General features: G+C 44.4%; 18 protein-coding genes and 1 other annotated feature. Of the genes, 11 read left to right on the forward strand and 7 right to left on the reverse strand.

All coding sequences use genetic code 11. The features are described from left to right. Window positions 1–44 precede the first annotated feature (44 nt). Window positions 45–479, reverse strand: coding sequence for an acyl-CoA thioesterase (locus A5870_RS02425; RefSeq protein WP_008379539.1), 435 nt, complete (start codon window positions 477–479; stop codon window positions 45–47). 189 nt (window positions 480–668) lie between these two features. Next, window positions 669–873: a binding site (T-box leader), on the forward strand. A gap of 448 nt (window positions 874–1,321) precedes the next feature. Here A5870_RS02425 and hisS point away from each other — a divergent pair. The 4 genes from hisS (at window position 1,322) to A5870_RS02445 (ending at window position 7,505) form a co-directional block, all read left to right on the forward strand. Continuing rightward, window positions 1,322–2,620: a histidine--tRNA ligase gene (gene hisS, locus A5870_RS02430; RefSeq protein ID WP_086291686.1), complete on the forward strand. Its 1,299-nt coding sequence runs from the start codon at window positions 1,322–1,324 to the stop codon at window positions 2,618–2,620. An 11-nt stretch (window positions 2,621–2,631) separates the two neighbouring features. Continuing rightward, window positions 2,632–4,407 carry an aspartate--tRNA ligase gene (aspS, locus tag A5870_RS02435; protein WP_010750005.1) on the forward strand — a complete coding sequence of 592 codons (1,776 nt, stop codon included), beginning with the start codon at window positions 2,632–2,634 and terminating at the stop codon, window positions 4,405–4,407. 155 nt (window positions 4,408–4,562) lie between these two features. Continuing rightward, entirely contained in the window at window positions 4,563–5,438 is an 876-nt protein-coding gene (locus A5870_RS02440; protein WP_005233887.1) for a YitT family protein, read from the forward strand. A 198-nt stretch (window positions 5,439–5,636) separates the two neighbouring features. Next, on the forward strand, window positions 5,637–7,505 hold the full coding sequence (locus tag A5870_RS02445) for an acyltransferase family protein (protein ID WP_086291687.1): 1,869 nt from the start codon (window positions 5,637–5,639) through the stop codon (window positions 7,503–7,505). A gap of 77 nt (window positions 7,506–7,582) precedes the next feature. On the opposite strand, the gene dhaL is transcribed toward A5870_RS02445, so the two are convergent. From dhaL to A5870_RS02465, 4 genes are all read right to left on the reverse strand, one after another. Further along, entirely contained in the window at window positions 7,583–8,188 is a 606-nt protein-coding gene (gene dhaL / locus A5870_RS02450; RefSeq protein ID WP_086291688.1) for a dihydroxyacetone kinase subunit DhaL, read from the reverse strand. A 14-nt stretch (window positions 8,189–8,202) separates the two neighbouring features. After that, window positions 8,203–9,186, reverse strand: a complete 984-nt coding sequence (gene dhaK / locus A5870_RS02455) for a dihydroxyacetone kinase subunit DhaK (RefSeq protein ID WP_010750002.1) — start codon at window positions 9,184–9,186, stop codon at window positions 8,203–8,205. Beyond that, window positions 9,183–9,587, reverse strand: a complete 405-nt coding sequence (gene dhaM / locus A5870_RS02460) for a dihydroxyacetone kinase phosphoryl donor subunit DhaM (protein WP_005228160.1) — start codon at window positions 9,585–9,587, stop codon at window positions 9,183–9,185. The genes dhaK and dhaM overlap by 4 nt, the downstream gene beginning before the upstream one ends. A 199-nt stretch (window positions 9,588–9,786) precedes the next feature. After that, window positions 9,787–12,111 carry an HAD-IC family P-type ATPase gene (locus tag A5870_RS02465; protein ID WP_086291689.1) on the reverse strand — a complete coding sequence of 775 codons (2,325 nt, stop codon included), beginning with the start codon at window positions 12,109–12,111 and terminating at the stop codon, window positions 9,787–9,789. Between the two features lie 259 nt (window positions 12,112–12,370). On the opposite strand from A5870_RS02465, the gene queG reads away from it, so the two are divergent. Next, window positions 12,371–13,546, forward strand: a complete 1,176-nt coding sequence (queG, locus tag A5870_RS02470; protein ID WP_005228165.1) for a tRNA epoxyqueuosine(34) reductase QueG — start codon at window positions 12,371–12,373, stop codon at window positions 13,544–13,546. Between the two features lie 39 nt (window positions 13,547–13,585). Here queG and A5870_RS02475 read toward each other — a convergent pair whose 3' ends face one another. Further along, on the reverse strand, window positions 13,586–13,942 hold the full coding sequence (locus A5870_RS02475) for a hypothetical protein (protein WP_005228172.1): 357 nt from the start codon (window positions 13,940–13,942) through the stop codon (window positions 13,586–13,588). Between the two features lie 165 nt (window positions 13,943–14,107). On the opposite strand from A5870_RS02475, the gene A5870_RS02480 reads away from it, so the two are divergent. From A5870_RS02480 to A5870_RS02505, 6 genes are all read left to right on the forward strand, one after another. Further along, window positions 14,108–14,983, forward strand: coding sequence for an SPFH domain-containing protein (locus tag A5870_RS02480; protein WP_005228179.1), 876 nt, complete (start codon window positions 14,108–14,110; stop codon window positions 14,981–14,983). 3 nt (window positions 14,984–14,986) lie between these two features. Next, a complete protein-coding gene (locus A5870_RS02485; RefSeq protein ID WP_005228181.1) occupies window positions 14,987–15,484 on the forward strand; it encodes an LURP-one-related/scramblase family protein in 498 nt (165 codons plus the stop codon). A gap of 19 nt (window positions 15,485–15,503) precedes the next feature. Continuing rightward, window positions 15,504–16,376, forward strand: coding sequence for a fructokinase ScrK (gene scrK / locus A5870_RS02490; protein ID WP_086291690.1), 873 nt, complete (start codon window positions 15,504–15,506; stop codon window positions 16,374–16,376). Window positions 16,377–16,474: 98 nt separating this feature from the next. Next, window positions 16,475–17,224 (forward strand): alpha/beta fold hydrolase, encoded by a 750-nt coding sequence (locus A5870_RS02495; protein WP_170924044.1) that lies wholly within the window; start codon window positions 16,475–16,477, stop codon window positions 17,222–17,224. 107 nt (window positions 17,225–17,331) lie between these two features. Beyond that, window positions 17,332–18,294, forward strand: coding sequence for an oxygen-dependent tRNA uridine(34) hydroxylase TrhO (trhO, locus tag A5870_RS02500; RefSeq protein WP_086291692.1), 963 nt, complete (start codon window positions 17,332–17,334; stop codon window positions 18,292–18,294). A gap of 266 nt (window positions 18,295–18,560) precedes the next feature. Next, window positions 18,561–19,499, forward strand: a complete 939-nt coding sequence (locus A5870_RS02505) for a 2-dehydropantoate 2-reductase (RefSeq protein WP_086291693.1) — start codon at window positions 18,561–18,563, stop codon at window positions 19,497–19,499. Window positions 19,500–19,610: 111 nt separating this feature from the next. Here A5870_RS02505 and A5870_RS02510 read toward each other — a convergent pair whose 3' ends face one another. After that, window positions 19,611–20,399 (reverse strand): PHP domain-containing protein, encoded by a 789-nt coding sequence (locus A5870_RS02510; protein ID WP_086291694.1) that lies wholly within the window; start codon window positions 20,397–20,399, stop codon window positions 19,611–19,613. Window positions 20,400–20,410: the final 11 nt, after the last annotated feature.

Genomic DNA, 20,410 nt, shown 5'->3' on the forward strand with positions numbered 1-20,410 from the left:
TTCAAAAAGCAAGGATTTTGACTTAAATGAGTGATCAGAATTGATTATTCCCCTGACAGGGCGGCATAATCAGCAAATCGTTGATGGATTTCAGGAAAACTACGCTTCAGCTGCACGATGCGATTGGTCTCTTTTGCTAAAAAACAATGCTTTGAAGTCCCCGTCGTTGCCAACTGACCATCACTAGTTTTGTAGATCTCATAGCGAAAATCCAAACGCGTGCCCGTATATTTGTCGACCAAAACATCGATTCGCACCTCATCTTCGTAACGAATCATCGTTTTGTATTGCGCACTGACTTCCAGCACGGGAACGATCAAGCCCGCTTCTTCGATGGTATGATACGGTAAATCCAAGAACGCGAGTAACTCCACGCGGGCCTCTTCAAACCAGCGAATATAATTGGCGTGATGGATGATCGCCATTTGATCGGTCTCATAGTAGTGTGGTTGACGGATATAGCCTGAATATAAAGACATAAAAACAGCTCCTTTCATAGAAACAAAACCTTCGTTATTCAGCATAACGCAAAAAGGAAGAAAAGCAAACAGAAGGAGAGCTTCTTTGCGTTGGCCACTAGAGAAAATGCTACTAGAGAGCAGCGGAGTGAAAAAGACAGTGAAACACCTTGACTTTTTCATAGCTTTCTTGTAGTTTATAGATAATATCAAAAATCAGTGAAGGATCGAGTACTTTATTCTACTCCTTAAAAGAGAAAACTGCCCCGGCTGAAAGCAGTTTAGGACGTGTAAAGGAAAGACAATCTGGAGATGAACAGAAGAAAAGCTGTTCCGTGACCGAGCGTTAATCGAGAGGAGAAGAACATTTCTCGAATTTAGGTGGTACCGCGTGTAATCAAAACTCGCCCTTGTATAAAAAACAAGGGCGAGTTTTTTGCTGTGAATCACTATGATTGGCTTGCGGAGCAAGACAGAATAGATGATGAACAGTACTAGGCGACCACAGGGAGCGTAGTAACCAAACTAGAAATCACTGGGATTGGCTTGCAGAGCAAGGCAGAATAGATGATGAACAGTACTAGGCGAGTGCAGGGAGCGTAGTAACCGAACTAGGAATCACTATGACTGGCGTAAGAAGTGAGACATGAAAGCTGTACTTGGCATTTTTTGCTTTGTTCAATTGCAGTCGAAGCCAACGAAATGATGACCAGCAACCAACGGCAAAGAGCGCAATAACCCAAAAGTCAAACACGAGAACAACCCACCCACATCAATGAGCAACAAGCAATAGGTGAATAAGCAAACAAGCAATGAAAGCAAAGAACATGGGCAACCATGAAACAAATAGGAGGATGCATACGATGAGTTACCAACGTCCAAAAGGAACCAACGATATTTTGCCAGGAGAATCCGAAAAATGGCAATTTGTGGAAGAAACAGCACGCTTAGTGTTTCGCGATTACCAATTCAACGAAATTCGGACACCGATTTTTGAGCACTTTGAAGTGATCGCCCGCAGTGTCGGGGACACAACGGATATCGTTTCAAAAGAAATGTATGATTTCTACGATAAAGGAGAGCGTCATGTGACGTTGCGTCCAGAAGGCACCGCACCGATCGCTCGTTCTTATGTCGAAAACAAACTATTCGGACCAGAACATACGAAGCCTTATAAAGTGTTTTACATGGGACCAATGTTCCGTTATGAACGTCCGCAAAAAGGCCGTTTGCGTCAATTCCACCAAATCGGTGTCGAAGTTTTCGGTTCAGCAAATCCAGCGACCGATGTTGAGACAATGGCGATGGCAATGGATTTTTATCGTCAATTAGGACTGGGTCAATTGCGCTTGGTCATCAATTCATTAGGCGACAAAGAAACACGCCAAAACTATCGCCAAGCGTTGATCGATTATCTAGCGCCCCATGAAGCGGAGCTTAGTGAGGATTCAAAACGCCGCTTGCATGAAAATCCTTTGCGGGTCCTTGACAGCAAAGACAAGCGTGACCAAAAATTCGTGGCGGATGCGCCATCGATCCTAGACTACTTAACACCAGATGCCAAGGCACATTTTGAAACCGTAACGAGTATGCTGGATGCGTTGGAGATCCCTTATGAGATCGATTCAAATATGGTGCGCGGTTTGGATTATTATACCCACACGATTTTTGAGATCATGAGTGAGGCACCAAAAATGGGGGCGCAAGCCACCATCTGTGCCGGCGGTCGTTACAATCATTTAGTGGAAGAGCTAGGCGGACCAGCAACACCTGGTTTTGGTTTTGCTTTAGGGATCGAACGTTTATTGATCACTATGGAAGCCGAAGAAGTTGTGATTCCTGCTTTGAATGAGTTAGATGCGTATGTGGTTGGTTTGGGACAAGAAACCAATTTAGAAGCGTTGAAAGTCGTGCAAGCGATCCGTAATTTCGGTTTTTCTGCCGATCGTGATTTCATGGATCGTAAAGCCAAAGCCCAGTTTAAATCTGCTGATAAACAAGGAGCACGGTTGGTTATGACTCTAGGCGAAACAGAATTAGCAGAACAAGTGATCAATATCAAATCCATGGCAAGCCGTGAAGAAAAACAATTTCCGTTAGCGGATCTTTATGCCCGCTTCGATGAGATCTACGATGAAATGACAACCAAAATGTTTGAGTGAGGAGAAAAAGAATGACAAAACGTACAGTATATTGCGGGTTAGTAAATGAGACCCATTTAAACCAGACAGTGACACTAAAAGGCTGGGTGCAAAAGCGCCGTGACTTAGGTGGCGTGATTTTTATTGACTTACGCGACCGGGAAGGGATCGTGCAAATCGTCTTCAATCCTGAGGTTTCGAAAGAAGCCTGGGAAATCGCGGACAAATGCCGCAGCGAATATGTATTAGAAGTAACGGGTCAAGTCATCAATCGTGCACCAGAAGCCATCAATCCGAAAATGGTGACAGGTGCCTATGAAGTGATGATCAGCGAAATCACGATTTTAAACACTGCAAAAACACCAGCCTTTTTGATTGAAGATGATCAAACCGTTGGCGACGAGATTCGCATGAAATACCGTTATTTAGACTTGCGTCGTCCAAAAATGACGAACAACATCGTGATGCGGGCGAAAACGACGCAAGCGATCCGCAATTTCTTAGACACGAACGACTTTTTAGATATCGAAACACCTTATCTAGGAAAATCAACACCAGAGGGCGCGCGGGATTATTTGGTTCCTTCACGGATCTATCCAGGTCATTTCTATGCGTTGCCACAATCACCACAAATTTTTAAACAGTTATTGATGGGTGCTGGCTTCGATCGCTACTATCAAATCGTACGTTGCTTCCGTGACGAAGATTTGCGGGGCGACCGTCAACCAGAATTTACCCAAGTCGATATCGAAACCTCTTTCTTGACGGCAGAAGAAATCCAAACCTATACGGAAGAGCTATTGGCAAAAGTGATGCGAGAAGTCAAAGGCATCGAAGTTACCTTGCCATTCCCACGGATGACCTATGATGAGGCAATGGGACGCTACGGCAGTGACAAACCAGATACACGGTTTGACATGGAGCTTATCGACTTATCAGAAGTTGTGAAAGACGTTGATTTTAAAGTCTTCCAAATGGCTCTTGAAAAAGGCGGCGTTGTGAAAGTCTTGAACGCCAAAGGGGCTGCAGACAAATACTCCAGAAAAGACATGGACAATCTAGGTCATTACGCTGGTCAATTTGGTGCCAAAGGATTGGCCTGGGTCAAAGTTGAAGAAGATGGATTGAAAGGACCGATCGCTAAATTCTTGACGGAAGCGACCGACGCGATCATTGCAGCAGCCAATGCGGAAGTTGGCGATATTCTGATGTTTGGTGCCGATTCCTTTGAGATCGTTTCAGCAACGTTAGGTGCGATCCGTAATAAATTAGGAAAAGAATTAGGCTTGATCGACGAGAGCAAATTCAACTTCCTATGGGTTACTGACTGGCCGCAATTTGAATACGATGAAGAAGCAGGCCGCTATGTTTCTGCTCACCATCCATTCACATTGCCAAAAGAAAGCGATCTGCCGTTGTTAACGACAGACCCTTCAAAAGTCTATGCGCAAGCCTACGATATCGTGCTAAACGGTTACGAGCTAGGTGGCGGATCATTGCGTATCCATACACGCGAGGTGCAAGAGCAAATGTTTGAAGCGCTAGGCTTCTCACGTCGCGAGATGCAAAATCAATTTGGCTTCTTATTGGATGCTTTGGATTATGGTTTCCCACCACATGGCGGCATCGCCCTTGGGTTAGACCGATTAGTGATGCTCTTGGCTGGTGAAGAAAACATTCGCGAAGTCATTGCCTTCCCTAAAAATGGGAAAGCAGCTGATCCAATGTCACAAGCGCCAAGTACCGTTTCGCCAATGCAGTTGTTTGACTTGAACATCGATGTAACAACGGTTGAAGAAAACGAATAAGCGTTAAATCATGATGAAATGAGTGATGAAATAGAAATTGGTGAATGAATGAAAAAAGTTCATGAGAATTCACCCATTTCTTTCATTGCTCGTTTCTTTTTTTATGAGCTGAAGTATAATAAAGGCAAATCAAAAAAGTGAGGCTATGAAATGCAATGACTCCTCTGTTTAAATGGCTCCCTCATCCGGAATATGCCAACAAACTTTCATTCTCGATCGTGTACGCACTGCTGGCATCGATTGCGGTCAATTTTTTCTATCAGCCGGGCAATATTTATTCCAGCGGCATTACCGGTGTCGCTCAGATCATTACTACGATCTCAAGAGAATGGATCGGGTTTTATATCCCCTTATCTCTTGCGCTATTATTGTTGAATGTGCCATTATTTTTTCTTGGCTGGTTTAAGATCGGCCACAAATTTACGATCTTTACTGGAATCACTGTTTTATTGACATCCTTATTCGTGCAAATTTTGCCAGAAGAAACCGTCACGACGGACCCGATGATCTGTGCGATTTTCGGTGGTGCCATCAACGGAGTGGGGATCGGCTATGCCTTGAAGAATGGTCTTTCTTCTGGAGGGCTGGATTTTGTCAGCATTGCCATCCGCAAACGGACAGGGAAGACGATCGGCTCGATATCGATTTTCTTTAACATTGTTATTTTGTTCGCCGCAGGGATCTTGTTTGGCTGGCAATATGCGTTGTATAGTGCGATCGCAATTTTTGTCAGTGGAAAAGTAACGGACGCGGTTTTTACGAAGCAAAAGAAAATGCAGGTGACGATCATCACCCGCAACCCAGAAGAAGTCATTCAAACGATCCAAAAACATATGCGGCGAGGGATTACCATCATCAATGAAGCCGAAGGGGCGTACAAGCATGACAAACAAACGGTTTTGCTGACGGTAGTGACACGCTTTGAACTGCCGATGCTGCGCAGTGCCATGAAAGAAGCCGATCCAAAAGCCTTTGTCAGTATTGCAGAAAATGTCCAGATTTTGGGTCGCTTTTATGAAGAAGAACTGTGAAAAACGAGTTGAAAAAAGTATTTCTTTATAGAAGTACTTTTTTTTCGCCAAAAATTAATTTTTTTGAAATATAGCAGATGATGCTAGCTTTATATGGGGGATTTCTGGTAAATTATGAGAGTATGGAATCAATAGCGTTCATGCTGAAATTGTTTTTTTATGAAACAATTGGATCAATTAGAGAAAAGTGGTTGAAAAATGAATAAACGTTTAAGCACAAGCCGCTATATTACCGGGTTTGACGGCATTCGAACCTTGGCAGTCATCGGCGTTATTTTATATCATTTACTACCTACTCATATGCGAGGCGGGTATTTAGGAGTTCCAGTATTCTTTGTCGTATCAGGTTATTTAATCACTGACTTGCTGAGGCAAGAGTGGGATCAAAACGGCAAAATCAAAGTCAAAGATTTTTATGTTCGGCGGATGAAACGGCTCTATCCAGGAATGGTGGTGATGCTGCTTATCTCAGCAGCGTATATCACGTTGTTTCAGCGAAACCTGTTGAATAATTTGCGCGGGGTTTTTGTTAGCTCGTTGCTGTATTACAACAACTGGTGGCAGATCAATCATGGGTTATCCTATTTTGATCGGTTCGGTAATGAATCCCCCTTTACCCATCTGTGGTCGCTGGCTGTAGAGGGACAGAACTATCTGATTTGGCCTTTAGTGTTTATTTTGTTGATGAAAATCGGCAAGCAGAGGCATCGCGCCTTTAAATTTACTGCTGCAGTCACGATTTTGTCGGCAATTCTGTTAGCAGTCCTTTACACACCAGGCGCTGATCCGACACGGGTCTATTATGGAACGGATACGCGGCTCTTTTCGATCTGGATGGGGAGTGCCTTAGCATTCATTTGGCCAAGTACCCATTTGAAGAAAGAGATACCGCAAAAAGCCAAACGGGTCTTGAATATCTCTGGCTTTGCTTCCTTGGCTGGTCTGATCGCAGCGTTCTTTTTCTTAGATGATCATTTGACCTTTGTCTATTATGGCGGCATGTTCTTGATCAGTATCCTATGTACGATTCTTGTGGCAGTCACCGCTCATCCCGGAGCCAGCTTGAACCGGGTATTGAGTAATCCGATTTTCAGTTATATCGGCAAGCGTAGTTATGGGATCTATTTGTATCAATTTCCAGTGATGATTTTTTACGAAGCAAAAGTGGGGAATATCGGGGAGAACGTGCTGATGCACACGTTAGTGGAACTATTCTTGATCTTGTTTATCAGTGAATTGTCCTATCGGTTTATCGAAAACCCAATGCGTAAATTCCATTACAAAGATACATTCAGAACGGTCCGCGGCTGGTTCAGCAAACCAATTTTTAGTTGGAAAAAACCGTGGTTAGTGCCCAGCTTACTGATTACCCTCGTTGCTTTGTTTGGCGTCGTGACCGCACCGACGAATTATGTCGATGCCCAGCAACAGCAGTTGAAAGACAACATTGCGGCCAATAAAAAAGCGGCAGAGCAATCGCAAAAGAATGCGAATGCTGAAGGCAATGAAGTAGACGATGAGGCGAGCACGAGTGAAGATGAAAAAAATATCATGGAAAAATATGATTTAACAGCAGCCCAAGTGAAAAAAGCAGAATCTCTTGAAATCACGGCTTTTGGTGATTCTGTGATGCTGGATGCAACGGCTGACTTGAAAGAAGTCTTTACCCAAGCGGTAGTTGATGGGGATGTTGGGCGCCAGCTGTATGCGAGCCCTGAATTGATCAAAGACTTGAAAGAAAAAAATCTTTTACGGGATACCGTCCTTGTAGGGCTCGGAACGAATGGTTCCTTTACAGAAGCCCAATTTGACAGCTTTATGAATGAGATCGGTGATCGCAAAGTCTACTGGATCAATGTGCGGGTACCGACACAGCGCTGGCAAAATGAAGTCAATCGGATGTTGGAGCGCATGGCGGAAAAATACGACAATATGACTTTGATCGATTGGTATGATTTGAGTAATGACCAAGAGTCATGGTTTTATGAAGATCGGGTCCATCCAAATCCAGATGGTATGGATCAATACGTGAAGCTAGTTGCCCAAACGATTTTACAAGAGGAATAAGCAAGAAAAAGACAAACCTTACGTAATCATAAGGTTTGTCTTTTGTCTTAAACGGTGCTTTGTAAGAGCAGCGTTTTTTAATTCTTTTCTATCACCGTTAATAGTGAGTCAAACAAAATCGCACTAGAAGCCGATCCGGGATCGACATGACCGATGGCACGTTCACCAACATAAGAGGCACGGCCTTTTTTAGCAACGAGTTCTTTGGTATGTTCTTTCGCTGCTTCGATCGTGTCTTTGGTCAATTCACCTTTTTTCAAGGCTTCTGCGACAGGTTGCCAAACATCGATCATCGTTTTGTCTTCAAACTCAGCTTTTCCCCGCATTTTGATGCCCGTCAAGCCTTCTTCAACGATCGTACCTAATTGTTCAAAGGAGTCGATCGTTTCTAGTTCCTTCGTTGCTTTGGTCATATTCATAAACGCCGAACCATAAAGGGGACCTGAAGCGCCGCCGACTTTTGAGATCATTGCCATCGAGAAGACTTTAAAGGTATCACTGATCGTCGTTGGCTGTTGTTTGGCATAAGCTTCTTGATAAGCAGATACGCCGCGTGCCATATTGTTGCCATGGTCTCCGTCGCCGATCGGTGTATCTAAATCGCTCAAATAGGCTTTGTTTGCTTCGATTTCTTTCGTGAAGGTATCTAACCATGCTTGCACCGTTTCTGTTGTCAATTGCATCTTTATTCGCTCCTTTACCAGGCTATTGTTGTGACGGCTTCATTTAACGCATCGGTGTGATCCGTTTCGCTGAAGTCGATCAAGGTCAGTGAAAGTCCCTGCATATCGATGGAAGTCATGAAATTGCCGACTTTATGGAAGGAGACAGGGATGTCTTTTTCTGCGAGTAATTTCGCGACATCATTGGCAAAAACGAACAGCTCCATTTGCGGCGTACCACCCATACCGTTGATCAAGACACCGACTTTTTCTGGGGTCTTTTCATAATCCGCTAAGATTTTTTCCACCAACTCTTGTGCTAGTTCACGTGAGGGTTTCAGTTTTTCACGACGGTAACCAGGTTCGCCGTGGATGCCCACGCCATACTCGATCTCATCATCGGCTAAGTCAAAACCTGGTTTCCCAACTTCAGGAACTGTTGCCGCTTTTAATGCGACCCCAATGGTTTTGATCGATGCAACCAAGGCATCGCCCAATGTTTTTAATTCGCTTAAGCTGGCACCATTACGAGCAGCTGCGCCTAAAATCTTGTGGACTAAGACCGTACCGGCAACTCCTCGTTTGCCAGCAGTATAGGTGCTATTTTCAACAGCGATATCATCATCCACGACCACGATCTCCGTCGTGATCTCTTCCATTTCTGCCATATCTTTGGCCATCTCAAAGTTCAAGATATCGCCAGTATAGTTTTTGACGATCAGCAAGACGCCTTGTCCTTGATCAGAATCTTGGATAGCCGTCAAAATCTGGTCGGGGGTCGGGGAGGTGAAGACATCGCCTAAAACGGCGGCGCTAAGCATCCCATCACCGACAAAGCCAGCATGCGCCGGCTCATGTCCGCTCCCACCGCCAGAAACAAGACCGACTTGTTCTTTTTGATTATTCTTAGCGATCACCCGTGAGTCGGCGACTTGATGGACCAGTTCAGGATAACTGCCTACGATACCGGCCAACATTTCTTCTACGATCATTGAGGGATCATTAATGATTTTTTTCATGCTTCATGCCATCCTTTCTCGGCTGCTTTTTTTGCTTCTGCAACGATTTGCGCCAAATCATCACTGAAACCAGCGGTGATCGCTGCAGCAAAGGCACCTTCCACCAGTGGCGCGTCGATCAGGTGATAGCGTTCTTGTTGCTGAGGTTCCAGCATGTCGTATGCAAGTTCGGCATTCAAAACGGCACTGCCTAGATCGGCAAAGACTAAGATCAGTTCAGCGTCTGCGGATTCGTTGACGGCATCCACGATTTTCGTGGCGTCAGAACCCAGCTCTCCTTCTGCTGTCCCGCCTAAAGAATAGATCGTGACTGACTCGCCATCAGCCATTTCTTCGATCATCTGTTTTAATCCTTCGGTGAGTTGCTGACTGTGAGAAACGAGTAAAATACTTTTTTTCATCCAATTTCACCAACACTTTCTGATTAAATTTGGCTGTTTGACAAGGGGGTTGCCTTTTCCAAAGAAACACCGTCCTTGTTGAAACCGCCTACAGGTTCAGTATACCAAATTTCTTTCTTCTTGTATGGTTGCACCTATGGAGAGGACAAAAAAACAGCATCGTCTTTCTGGATAAAGAAAGACGATGCGGCAGAATTGGTTAGGATTGTTTAACAAGCATTTTGGCTGAAAAGCGCTTCGTTAGGAAAGAAAGCCCCACGTACAGGCAGATGTTCAATGCCATCATGCCAAGGAAGTAAGGCAAGGTTACGGCGGTCAAGAAACCGACTTCCAGCAACCCGTGGAAGAGCATTGCTGCGACATAGATCCCCACGGTAGTGGTAATCGCTAAGAACAATCGCAATGGATTTAATGGCAAGCAAGCGCGAATCACAGCGATACAGCTGATCCCGATCAACAAATAGTACAACAAGGTCGTTGTATCAAATTGCGACCAACCGTAGTCGGTTTGTAAAAAGCGGATCGCAAAGTAATTGACTAACACCAACAAGGCATTTGGCAACGCATTGAGTAAGACCGTCGGCAAGTAGCGCCCCTTGATTGGTGCTTTGTTTTCTTCAAAAGAAAGGAAGAAAGAAGGATAGCCTTCAATTGCTAAGTCGATCAATGTGATTTGGATCGGCAAGAACGGAAAGGCGCTGGATGTCAGGATACAAACCAAAGAGAGCAAGAAGCTGTAAATCGTCTTGATAAAGAAGATTCCCGACGCTTTGGTGACGTTATTGACGACGCGGCGTCCTTCAAATAAAACATCTGGCAACGTAGTAAAGTCAGAATCCAATAAGACAAAGTTAGCGATTTGACGAGCCGCACTGTCGCCAGCAGCCATTGCAATGCTGACGTCGGCTTCTCGTAACGCCAACACATCATTGACGCCATCGCCCGTCATGGCAACGGTCCGTTGATTGGCTTTTAATTCTTGGACAAGTAGTTTCTTTTGTTCAGGGGTCACACGACCAAATACCGTATAGCGTGTCGCAACTTCTCGGACTTCTGCTTCGGTCGTTAAGGTAGAAAGATCGATAGCTTGATCGGCATTCGCAAGACCTGCACGATGGGCGATCGCTGCGACAGCTATTGGATTATCGCCAGAGATCACTTTTAGATCGATGCCTTGATCCGCTAAGTAAGCCAAGGTTTCTTCTGCGTTTTGGCGGATGATATCGGATAAAATCAAGACAGCCACCGCTTGTGCGTTGGTTGGGTCAAAGGATGCTGGCGCTTTTGGATCGGTCTCTACAGCTAAAATCAACACCCGAAGACCTGCTTCTTGCGCTTTTTTGACTTGCGGCAAGGCAGCAGAGCCAGCGACTTTTTCAGGTGCGCCAAGATAGACATTTCCTAGATGTTCAAAAGCCACAGCACCCCATTTGCGCTGTGAAGAAAAGGCAGCGACTTCGATCGGCTGATGATCCGTTAGCTCAGGGCAGCCTTGACGCAATGCTTGCATCGTCAAATTGTTATCTGTGCTGGCTGCCAAATAATTCCCTAAGAGCATGTTAGGGTCGCTGTCGGCTTGGAGAGGAACGATCGATTCGAGAACCATATGGCCTTCCGTCAACGTCCCCGTCTTATCCAGACAAAGGGTATCGACATGCGCCAGGGTTTCAACGGCATACATGTCTTGGACCAAAATCCGTTTTTTGGCCAATTTAATGACACCTGTCGTCAAGGCGATACTGATCAGCAGGACAAGTCCTTTTGGTAACATTCCTAATAAGGCAGCGGCAGAAACGACGACGGATTCCTTGATCCCAGCATCTCGCATCATAAAGGCTTGGAAGAACAAAATCACCCCTAAAGGAACGATCACATAGCTGGTGAATTTGGATACACTACGGATCGAAGCAAGCAGCTCAGAGCGGATCGGTTTGTGGACCTTCGCCTCATTGCTTAGTTTCGCTGCGTAGTTTTCTGCACCGACATGAATGACTTTTCCTGTCACTTCACCGCTGACGATGAAACTTCCTGAGAGTAAGGAAGCACCTGCTTCTTTGACAACCAGATCGGCTTCACCAGTCAGCATCGCTTCATTGACTTCGACTAGTCCAGAAAGCACCGTCATATCAGCGGGGATTTGGTCCCCAGCACCAAGAATGACTGAGTCTTCTAAGACCAATTCTTTGGCTGAAATCTCATGGGTTTGACCATCTCGAATCACTCGTACCGTTTGCGGTGAAACAAGTGAGAGTTTTTTTACTAAATTACGTGCGTGCAATTCTTGGCTGATCCCAATGGTGATATTCACAAAAATAATCGCTAAGTAGAACATGTTGGAATAGGCGCCTACGGCAAATAAAAAAACGCCAATCAATAGGTTGAGAAAATTGAATAACGTCAGTAAATTGTCCTTGATGATCGCAGCAGTTGATTTACTGGTTTTGGTTTCATAATCATTGTGCAGCCCCTCTTGGGTTTTCTTGGCGACTTCTGCTGCAGTCAAGCCGGTGGGTAATTGAGTCATAAGCATCTCCATTTCATTTGTTCATTTCTTTCTGATTCCTTTATCTAGTCTAGCATTCGAAAAATTCAATGCAATCGTTGCGAGGAAAATAGCGATAAAATTAATTAAAATCTTAAACAATCAACACGTGTTCTTTTAAAGAAAGAAAAAAACGGGGGGAACAAACCGCACCATCGACTTTTTTCTGGTGCTTACGTATAATAGGGGAAGAGAAAAAGCCGAGAAGCAGATGCTTAGCGGACAAAAGAGGGTAGCGAGCATGTCTTTAAAAGAAAAAATTATTGCAGAAAGCAAGCGGCTTGGCATCGACAAGATCGGGTTTGCTTCAGCGGAGCCGTTTTTGGCATTGGAGCCTTCCTTGCGGGAACAAAAAGCCAAAGGCCATACCTCTGGTTTTGAGCATCCCGTGATCGAAGAGCGTATCTATCCTGAACGGACATTTGAAAATCCGCAAACGATCATTGCGATCGCTTTAGCTTATCCGACAAAAATCAAAGAGAAAGTCCCGCGGGATGAAAAACGTGGCATGTTTGCCCGTGCCTCGTGGGGCATCGATTACCATGATATTTTGCGAGAACGGTTGGATCGCTTGATCGCCTTTATCAAAGAACAAGCGCAAACGATGGAAGAACAAGTCGAATGGCGTTTCGCACCGCAAGTCGATACAGGGGAATTGGTGGATGTGGCGGCAGCGCAGCGGGCGGGTCTTGGCTTTATCGGTCGTAATGGTTTGCTGATCACAGAAGAGTTTGGTTCGTTTGTTTATCTCGGGGAGATCGTCACTAATATCTCTCTTGAACCAGATGAAGAAGTCCCGTTTGGTTGTGGGGATTGCATGCGTTGTGTGACGGCTTGCCCCACCAAAGCGTTATTGGGCGATGGTCGGATGAATGCCCAGCGCTGTTTATCCTATCAAACCCAGACGAAGGGCATGATGCCAGAAGAGTACCGCAAAAAGATGCATAACGTGATTTACGGTTGCGATATTTGTCAGCTGGTCTGCCCTTATAATCGGGGGAAGGACTTCCATTTTCATCAAGAGATGGAGCCCGAAGTCGATACCGTTTATCCAAAACTGCAACCGATGCTGTCTTTATCAAACAAAGCCTTCAAAGAACAATTTGGCCATCTATCTGGCTCTTGGCGGGGGAAAAAACCGCTGCAGCGTAATGCCATCATCGCCTTAGCCAATGTGGGAGACCGCAGTGCCTTGCCAGCGATTTGGCGCTGTGCGACAGAAGACGTGCGCCCAGTGATTCGAGGGACAGCTTATTGGGCCATTGGCCAGTTGGGCGTCAAAGAACCAGAGATGTGGTTAGAGCGACTGCAACGGTGTGCAGAGTTAGAACCCGAAGAAGAAGCACAGCAAGAATTGCAACCTGCTATCGAACGATTGCAAGCGGTCATTACCAAAAAGCAGGAAAAAGAGCTATAAAAAAAGCAAAACGTGCCCGTGGCCGTTTTGCTTTTTTGTTTAATCTAGTACGTCATCACTTTCAACGATTTCTTCTGAATCGAGTTCAAAATCTGGTGCTGGATGCACACGCTCAGGCAGCTCCATTTCTAACTCGCCTTCTTCGGTGTATTGGTTGTCGGTATCGGCAACGTCAACTAAAATTTCTTCAGGAAGCTCTTGCTCCAACCGATAGCCTTCTGCATGACGTGCATCGAGTAATTCCAAAAGATGTTGCCACTCGTCTTTCGAGATCACTACAACGTCAATGCCATCTTTGTTTTGTACCTCTACAACAGAGGAAAGATCGGTGCCGACCGTTTTAATGATCGATTCCAACGACCATTTACTCGTTTCTAAGTCAATTTTTTGTGCCATAAGAATTACTCCTTTTTTGTGAAAAATTTTGTCCTACCTTAATTGTAACGGGAAAGTTGCAGAAAACAAAATAGCTTGATTGGGAATCGTCCCTGATATGCGCAAGAACATTTGCACAGCGGCTTTAACCAAGGTAAGATAAGAGCAAGAAGGGAAGGAATAAAAATGACAGAAAAACAGACATTTCATGTGAATGGGTATTTAGCACTAGTTGTGCTGATCGGGTTATTAGTTGGCGGCGGTTATTTGTTTTATCATGGGTTCGTAAATGAGAGCGTTCTCGAAATCGTTCTCAGTATTCTTTTATGGATCGTTTCGTTTCTTTTCCTTAGTTCGTTAACGATCGTACAACCCAACCAAGCCAAAGCGATCCTCTTTTTTGGGCAATATTTAGGAACCATTAAAGACAACGGCTTGTTTGTGACAACCCCCTTAACCCAAAAAATCAATGTTTCATTGAAAGTTCGTAACTTTAACAGTTCGCTGTTGAAGGTCAATGATTCAGACGGAAACCCGATCGAGATCTCGGCGGTGGTGGTTTTTAAAGTCGTAGATACGGCGAAAGCATTGTTTGATGTCGATTATTACCAAGATTTCATTGAGATCCAAAGTGAAACAGCGATTCGTCATATTGCGACGCAATACCCGTATGACACGTTCAATGACGATGATCTGACGTTGCGAGGCAATACCAATGAAGTTTCGGAAGAACTGGCAAAAGAATTGCAAGAACGATTGGCTGTTGCCGGGGTCGAAGTCTTGGAGACCCGCTTAAATCACCTCGCGTATGCGACTGAGATCGCTAGTGCGATGTTGCAGCGCCAACAAGCTAAAGCAATTTTATCAGCACGGCAAATCATTGTTGAAGGGGCCGTCTCCATGACACAAATGGCGTTAGAACAAATCGAAGACGGACAGGACATCAATTTCACAGATGACCGCAAAGTCCAACTGATCAATAATTTATTGGTGTCGATCATTACCGATAAAGGCACGCAGCCGGTGATCAATACGGGCGATGTCAAAGAGAAAGGAGTGTAGCATTTGAAGAAACTTTACATCAAACAGAAGGTTTTCAGCATCGGCGAAAAATTTACCGTGACCGATGACTTACAAAACCCTCGCTATTATGTCGAAGGCAGTTTTTTTAAGATCCCGAAAAGTTTTACGATCTTCAATGAGCAGCAGCGACCGATCGCGGAGATCACCAAAAAAGTGTTCAGTTTATTACCAAAATTTTTTGTGGAAGTCCACGGCCAAGAAGCGATCGTTTTAGAAAAACATTTCACATTTTTTAAAGCCCGCTATTCCATCAGTGCAGAAGGCATCGATGTGGACGGCAATTGGTGGGATATGGATTTTGTGGTCAACCGCAACGGTAAGCGAATCGCAGAGATCCACAAAAAATGGATCTCTTGGGGCGATACCTATGAAGTTGTGATCTATGAAGAAGATCTAGATGACCTGATCATTGCATTAGTGGTAGCCATCGATCGCGTCAAAGCAGATGATGCCGCAGCGTCAAGTTCAACAAGTAGTTAGAAAAAAAGGAGCGATGTGCATGTTATACGGTTCGATTGAAGCAGGCGGCACAAAATTTGTGTGCGCCATTGGCGATGAAGAAATGACAATCAAGGAAAGAGTGAGCTTTCCGACAACGACACCTGAGGAAACAATGCCTTTAGTCATTGGTTTCTTCAAACAATACCAAGCAGATTTAGCAGGGATTGGGATTGGCTCATTTGGGCCTATCGATATCCATCGCGATTCTGCCACTTATGGGTACATTACCTCGACCCCGAAATTGGCATGGCAAAATTTTGATTTCATCGGTACCATGAAAAAAGAATTTCCGATCCCGATTTCTTGGACAACAGATGTCAATGCGGCTGCCTATGGTGAGTATGTCTTCGGCAGTGGCAAAGGATTGAGTAGTGTCGTTTATTACACGATCGGTACAGGTGTTGGCGGCGGGGCTTTACAAGAAGGGCGCTTTATCGAAGGCTTTAGTCATCCAGAAATGGGGCATATGCTGGTCGTCCCTCATCCAGAAGATGACTTTGCTGGCAGCTGTCCATTTCATGGCAACTGTTTAGAAGGGATGGCAGCTGGACCAGCCATCGAAAAACGCTTAGGGAAAAAAGGACAAGAGGTTGCAGAAGATGATCCTTATTGGGAAATCGAAGCCTCCTATATTGCTCAATGTGCCTACAATACAACCTTGATGTTTTCTCCAGATGTGATCATTTTTGGTGGTGGTGTGATGAAACAACGCCATATGCTGCAAAACGTCCACGACGCATTTGCAAAATTGGTCAATGGGTATGTCGAAACACCTGAGTTAAGCAAATATATCGTGACCCCAGCATTAGAAGACAACGCTGGAACCCTCGGTTGTTTGGCGTTGGCTCGAGAAGCGGTCTTACATTCATAAATAAAAAAAGATCATACTCTTCGGGTATGATCTTTTTTTACAGCGTATCAGTGGCGCTTTTGGCGACTTTTTGTATACTTAAGCTGAGGTGGAAAAGAATGAAATTAGCTGTTCGAAAAAGAAAAATCGGAAATATTCCGGTCTTAGAAGTTGTACCAGAAGAAATGATTTATGAGCCGCTGCCATTGATTATTTACTACCATGGCTGGCAGACGAGTAAAGAATTAGTGTTGACACAAGGCAGAAAGTTGGCTAGAGAAGGTTTTCGGGTGGTCTTGCCAGATGCAGCCAATCATGGGGAGCGTAAGACCCAGCTATCGGAGATTCCTTCTTTAACTTTTTGGCAAAGTATCCAAACCAATCTATTTGAGTTTTCTTACTTAGTCGATTTTTTTGAAAATCTTGGTTTGGTCAACGGTCAGATCGCAGTTGGCGGAGTCTCCATGGGAGGGATGACCACGTGCGGTTTATTGTGCCAGCATCCAGAAATCACAGCGGCAGCTTGTATCATGGGTTCTCCTTCCATGTTGAAATACCGTGGCCGCATCCAAATGCACGCTGGCGCTGCTGGGTTCTTTGTACCCGAGGATTATGGTCAGCTTTTAAGCTGGATGGATGCTTACGATCTGTCTTCTCAACCAGAGAAATTGGGACAGCGTCCTCTTTTGTTTTGGCATGGTACCCAAGACGAGAAAATTCCTTATGGTGATGTGGAAGCCTTTGTGGCAGAAAATCCAGAAGCAAATTTGCAGTTTATCTCGCGAGAAGAACGCCATCTGGTTCGTGGAGAAACGATGGATCAAGTCACAGCTTTTTTCGTGGCAGAGCTCAATAAAACCAATCAATGAAACTGTTTATAAAAGAAAAAGATTGTGTGAAAAGGTACAAGCATAAAACTCGTTTTTTGTCACGTGATAACCTATACTGTAGGGTGCAAAAAAAAGGAGGAATTGGTTTGACATACCGCGTTTTATTATTTTATAAATACACAACAATTGAAGATCCGGAAAGCTTCGCCAAGGAGCATTTAGCATTTGGAAAAGAAATTGGCATCAAGGGCCGTATTTTAGTAGCCAATGAAGGGATCAATGGCACACTTTCTGGAACGGTTGAAGCAACGGATCGCTATATGGAAAAAATGGAAGCTGATCCCCGTTTTAAAGGGATTTTTTATAAGATCGACGAAGTAGAAGAACATGCGTTTAAAAAGCTATTCGTTCGTCCGCGCAAAGAATTGGTTTCATTGAACCTTGAAGACGACATCGATCCATTAGAAATGACTGGAAAATATTTAGATCCTAAAGCGTTCAAAGAAGCGTTGTTAGATGAAGATACCGTGGTGATCGATGCCCGTAACGATTATGAATATGATTTAGGCCATTTCCGAGGAGCCGTTCGTCCCGATATCCGCAGCTTCCGTGAGTTGCCGCAATGGATCATCGATAATAAAGAAAAATTCATGGATAAAAAAGTCGTTACTTATTGTACTGGTGGTATCCGTTGTGAAAAATTCTCAGGCTGGCTGCTGCGAGAAGGCTTTGAAGATGTGGCCCAACTCCATGGCGGTATCTTTGCTTATGGGAATGACCCAGAAGTTCAAGGCGAGCTTTGGGATGGGAAAATGTACGTCTTTGATGAACGCATCAGTGTGGAAATCAATCATGTAGATAAAAAAGTCATCGGCCGCGACTGGTTTGATGGGACACCTTGCGAGCGCTATGTAAACTGTGCCAACCCAGAATGCAATCGCCAATTCTTAACTTCTGAGGAAAATCAGGCTGCCCATTTAGGTGCCTGCAGCTATGATTGTGCCATCCACGAACACAACCGTTACGTGGAGCAACATGGAATCACAGAAGCAGAAAAAGCTGAACGGTTAAAAAACTTTGCACCAAAAAATGAAACAGTCACTGCCTAAACCGACAACTGTTTCACAGGAAATGAATGATTAAAAGAGTCGCACGTGAGTCCGAAAACTGGCTTAGCTCAGTCAGTTTTTCCACCTTCCGTGCGGCTTTTTTGAATGGACAGAATTGGAAACGATTGTTTTTTAATTATCTGAAAAATCTAACTATTCCAATCGTTCTTTTTTCTTTCCTATTGAGAAAAAACGCAAGGCTCTCGCATATTTCACGATTTTAGAGTAAACTATACCTAATTGTGGAAGAGGAAAGAGGAATTCAGATGAAAATTGTTATTGCTGGTGCAGGTGCTATGGGCAGCCGTTTTGCTATTATGCTAAAAAGAGGCGGAAATGACGTCACGTTAATCGACGGCTGGCCTGCGCATATCGAAGCGATCCGTGAACACGGATTACGAGCAAACTTAAACGGTGAAGAGATCGCAGTCCCTTTTTCGATCTATTCGCAAAATGAGATCCCAACGACTGTACAAGCAGACTTGATCCTGGTCTTTACTAAAGCGATGCAACTGGATCAAATGATGCAAACGATCAAACCGATGATCGGAGAGCAAACGAAAGTCTTATGCTTATTAAACGGGATCGGTCATGAGGACACGATTGAAAAATATGTCAGCACGGATAAAATCTTTTTAGGAAATACCATTTGGACGGCGGACTTGATTGGTCCTGGTAATGTTCGTTTGTTTGGGGATGGTTCTGTAGAACTGCAAAACATCGAACCGGGGAAAGAAGAAGATGCCCGTCAATTGGCGGCAGTCTTGGCTGATGCTGGGTTGAATGCGTCTTATTCTGAGAACATCCGTTACTCCATCTATCGCAAAGCCTGTGTCAACGGCACCCTAAATGGCTTGTGTTCGATTTTAAATGTGAATATTGCCCAATTCGGACAAACCTCAACGGCGCGTGCGATGGTCCAAACGATCGTGGAAGAATTTGCGGCAGTTGCTGCCTATGAATCTGTTGAACTGGATGTATCCGAAGTAGTCCACCATATTGAGGAAACCTATGACCCAGAAGGCATCGGAATGCACTATCCATCCATGTATCAAGATTTGATCAATAATCATCGCAAAACCGAAATCGATTATATCAATGGCGCAATCTCACGAAAAGGCCGCAAGTACCAAGTACCAACGCCTTATTGCGACTTTTTGACTCAAATGATCCATGCCAAGGAAGATATTTTAGCAGCGGAATAACCTAAGTAAATCTGTTCTTAAAATGCAAAAACGGCGTATCCTTTTAGGGTTCGCCGTTTTTTTGTCCATTTATTGAAAATGTGTTGTTGTAGAGTGCTTTCAAAGGTGACGCTATTGAGCAGGCAGATTCGCCATAAACCGTTCACTACCTTGAAAGACCGCTAATTGATTGACACCAAAGGAACGCAATAGATCGCTCATCGCTGCAAAATCTAACCGATAGTCACTGGCTTTATGGGCATCAGAGCCGAGGGTGAACAATTTACCACCGACACTTTGATACAGCGGGATAGCATATTGATAAAGGTGGGCATTTTGATAGGGGCCAAAGCTCTTCGCGTTGATTTCCATCGCTAAGTCACGGGCAACGATTTTTTTGAAGATCGTCGTTAACTCTGTTTCAAAATGGGCGGCCAATTCCTCAGCTGTAAATTGGAAACGACGCAAGCCATAATCAAAGTGGGTCACGATATGCCCGTCAGAAAACGAGTCCAACACGTGGGCCATTTGGTCAAAGTATTGTTTGGCGACTGCAAATTTGTCCTTGTTCAACACGGCATCGTCCATATAATCAAAGGTACCGTTTTGATGGATACTGATCAATTTCAAGTCATAGGGATGGCTTTCAAGATAGCGCAAGATTTCTTGTTCTTGACCAGGCACGACACCAATCTCGATGCCTTTTAAGAGTTTCGTCGCTGTGGTCTCTTGCAGCTTCTGGTGGGTATTTACTAGTAATTCATAGTCAGGAATATCATCACGGAATCCCGAATAGGGGTTCTTCAAATCGAAATGATCTGTCGCAACGAAGTAGGCAGGCTGGTAAGCAAGATAATTCTCAAACTGTTCATCTGAATCAAAAGACAAAAATGTATGCAGATGTTGATCATAATAATTCATAAACAAGACTC

This window comes from Enterococcus sp. 2G9_DIV0600 (assembly GCF_002140615.1).
GTDB classification, from domain to species: Bacteria; Bacillota; Bacilli; order Lactobacillales; family Enterococcaceae; genus Enterococcus_D; species Enterococcus_D innesii.

Excerpts from the sequence above, each read along its gene's own strand:
- A5870_RS02480 (WP_005228179.1), top strand. The coding sequence starts at position 14,108 with ATGACAGAAAAACAGACATTTCATGTGAATGGGTATTTAGCACTAGTT.
- A5870_RS02510 (WP_086291694.1), bottom strand. The coding sequence starts at position 20,399 with ATGAATTATTATGATCAACATCTGCATACATTTTTGTCTTTTGATTCA.
- queG (WP_005228165.1), top strand. The coding sequence starts at position 12,371 with ATGTCTTTAAAAGAAAAAATTATTGCAGAAAGCAAGCGGCTTGGCATC.
- A5870_RS02505 (WP_086291693.1), top strand. The coding sequence starts at position 18,561 with ATGAAAATTGTTATTGCTGGTGCAGGTGCTATGGGCAGCCGTTTTGCT.
- dhaL (WP_086291688.1), bottom strand. The coding sequence starts at position 8,188 with ATGCAATTGACAACAGAAACGGTGCAAGCATGGTTAGATACCTTCACG.
- A5870_RS02425 (WP_008379539.1), bottom strand. The coding sequence starts at position 479 with ATGTCTTTATATTCAGGCTATATCCGTCAACCACACTACTATGAGACC.
- hisS (WP_086291686.1), top strand. The coding sequence starts at position 1,322 with ATGAGTTACCAACGTCCAAAAGGAACCAACGATATTTTGCCAGGAGAA.
- dhaK (WP_010750002.1), bottom strand. The coding sequence starts at position 9,186 with ATGAAAAAAATCATTAATGATCCCTCAATGATCGTAGAAGAAATGTTG.
- dhaM (WP_005228160.1), bottom strand. The coding sequence starts at position 9,587 with ATGAAAAAAAGTATTTTACTCGTTTCTCACAGTCAGCAACTCACCGAA.
- aspS (WP_010750005.1), top strand. The coding sequence starts at position 2,632 with ATGACAAAACGTACAGTATATTGCGGGTTAGTAAATGAGACCCATTTA.
- A5870_RS02440 (WP_005233887.1), top strand. The coding sequence starts at position 4,563 with ATGACTCCTCTGTTTAAATGGCTCCCTCATCCGGAATATGCCAACAAA.
- A5870_RS02445 (WP_086291687.1), top strand. The coding sequence starts at position 5,637 with ATGAATAAACGTTTAAGCACAAGCCGCTATATTACCGGGTTTGACGGC.
- A5870_RS02465 (WP_086291689.1), bottom strand. The coding sequence starts at position 12,111 with ATGACTCAATTACCCACCGGCTTGACTGCAGCAGAAGTCGCCAAGAAA.
- scrK (WP_086291690.1), top strand. The coding sequence starts at position 15,504 with ATGTTATACGGTTCGATTGAAGCAGGCGGCACAAAATTTGTGTGCGCC.
- A5870_RS02475 (WP_005228172.1), bottom strand. The coding sequence starts at position 13,942 with ATGGCACAAAAAATTGACTTAGAAACGAGTAAATGGTCGTTGGAATCG.
- A5870_RS02495 (WP_170924044.1), top strand. The coding sequence starts at position 16,475 with ATGAAATTAGCTGTTCGAAAAAGAAAAATCGGAAATATTCCGGTCTTA.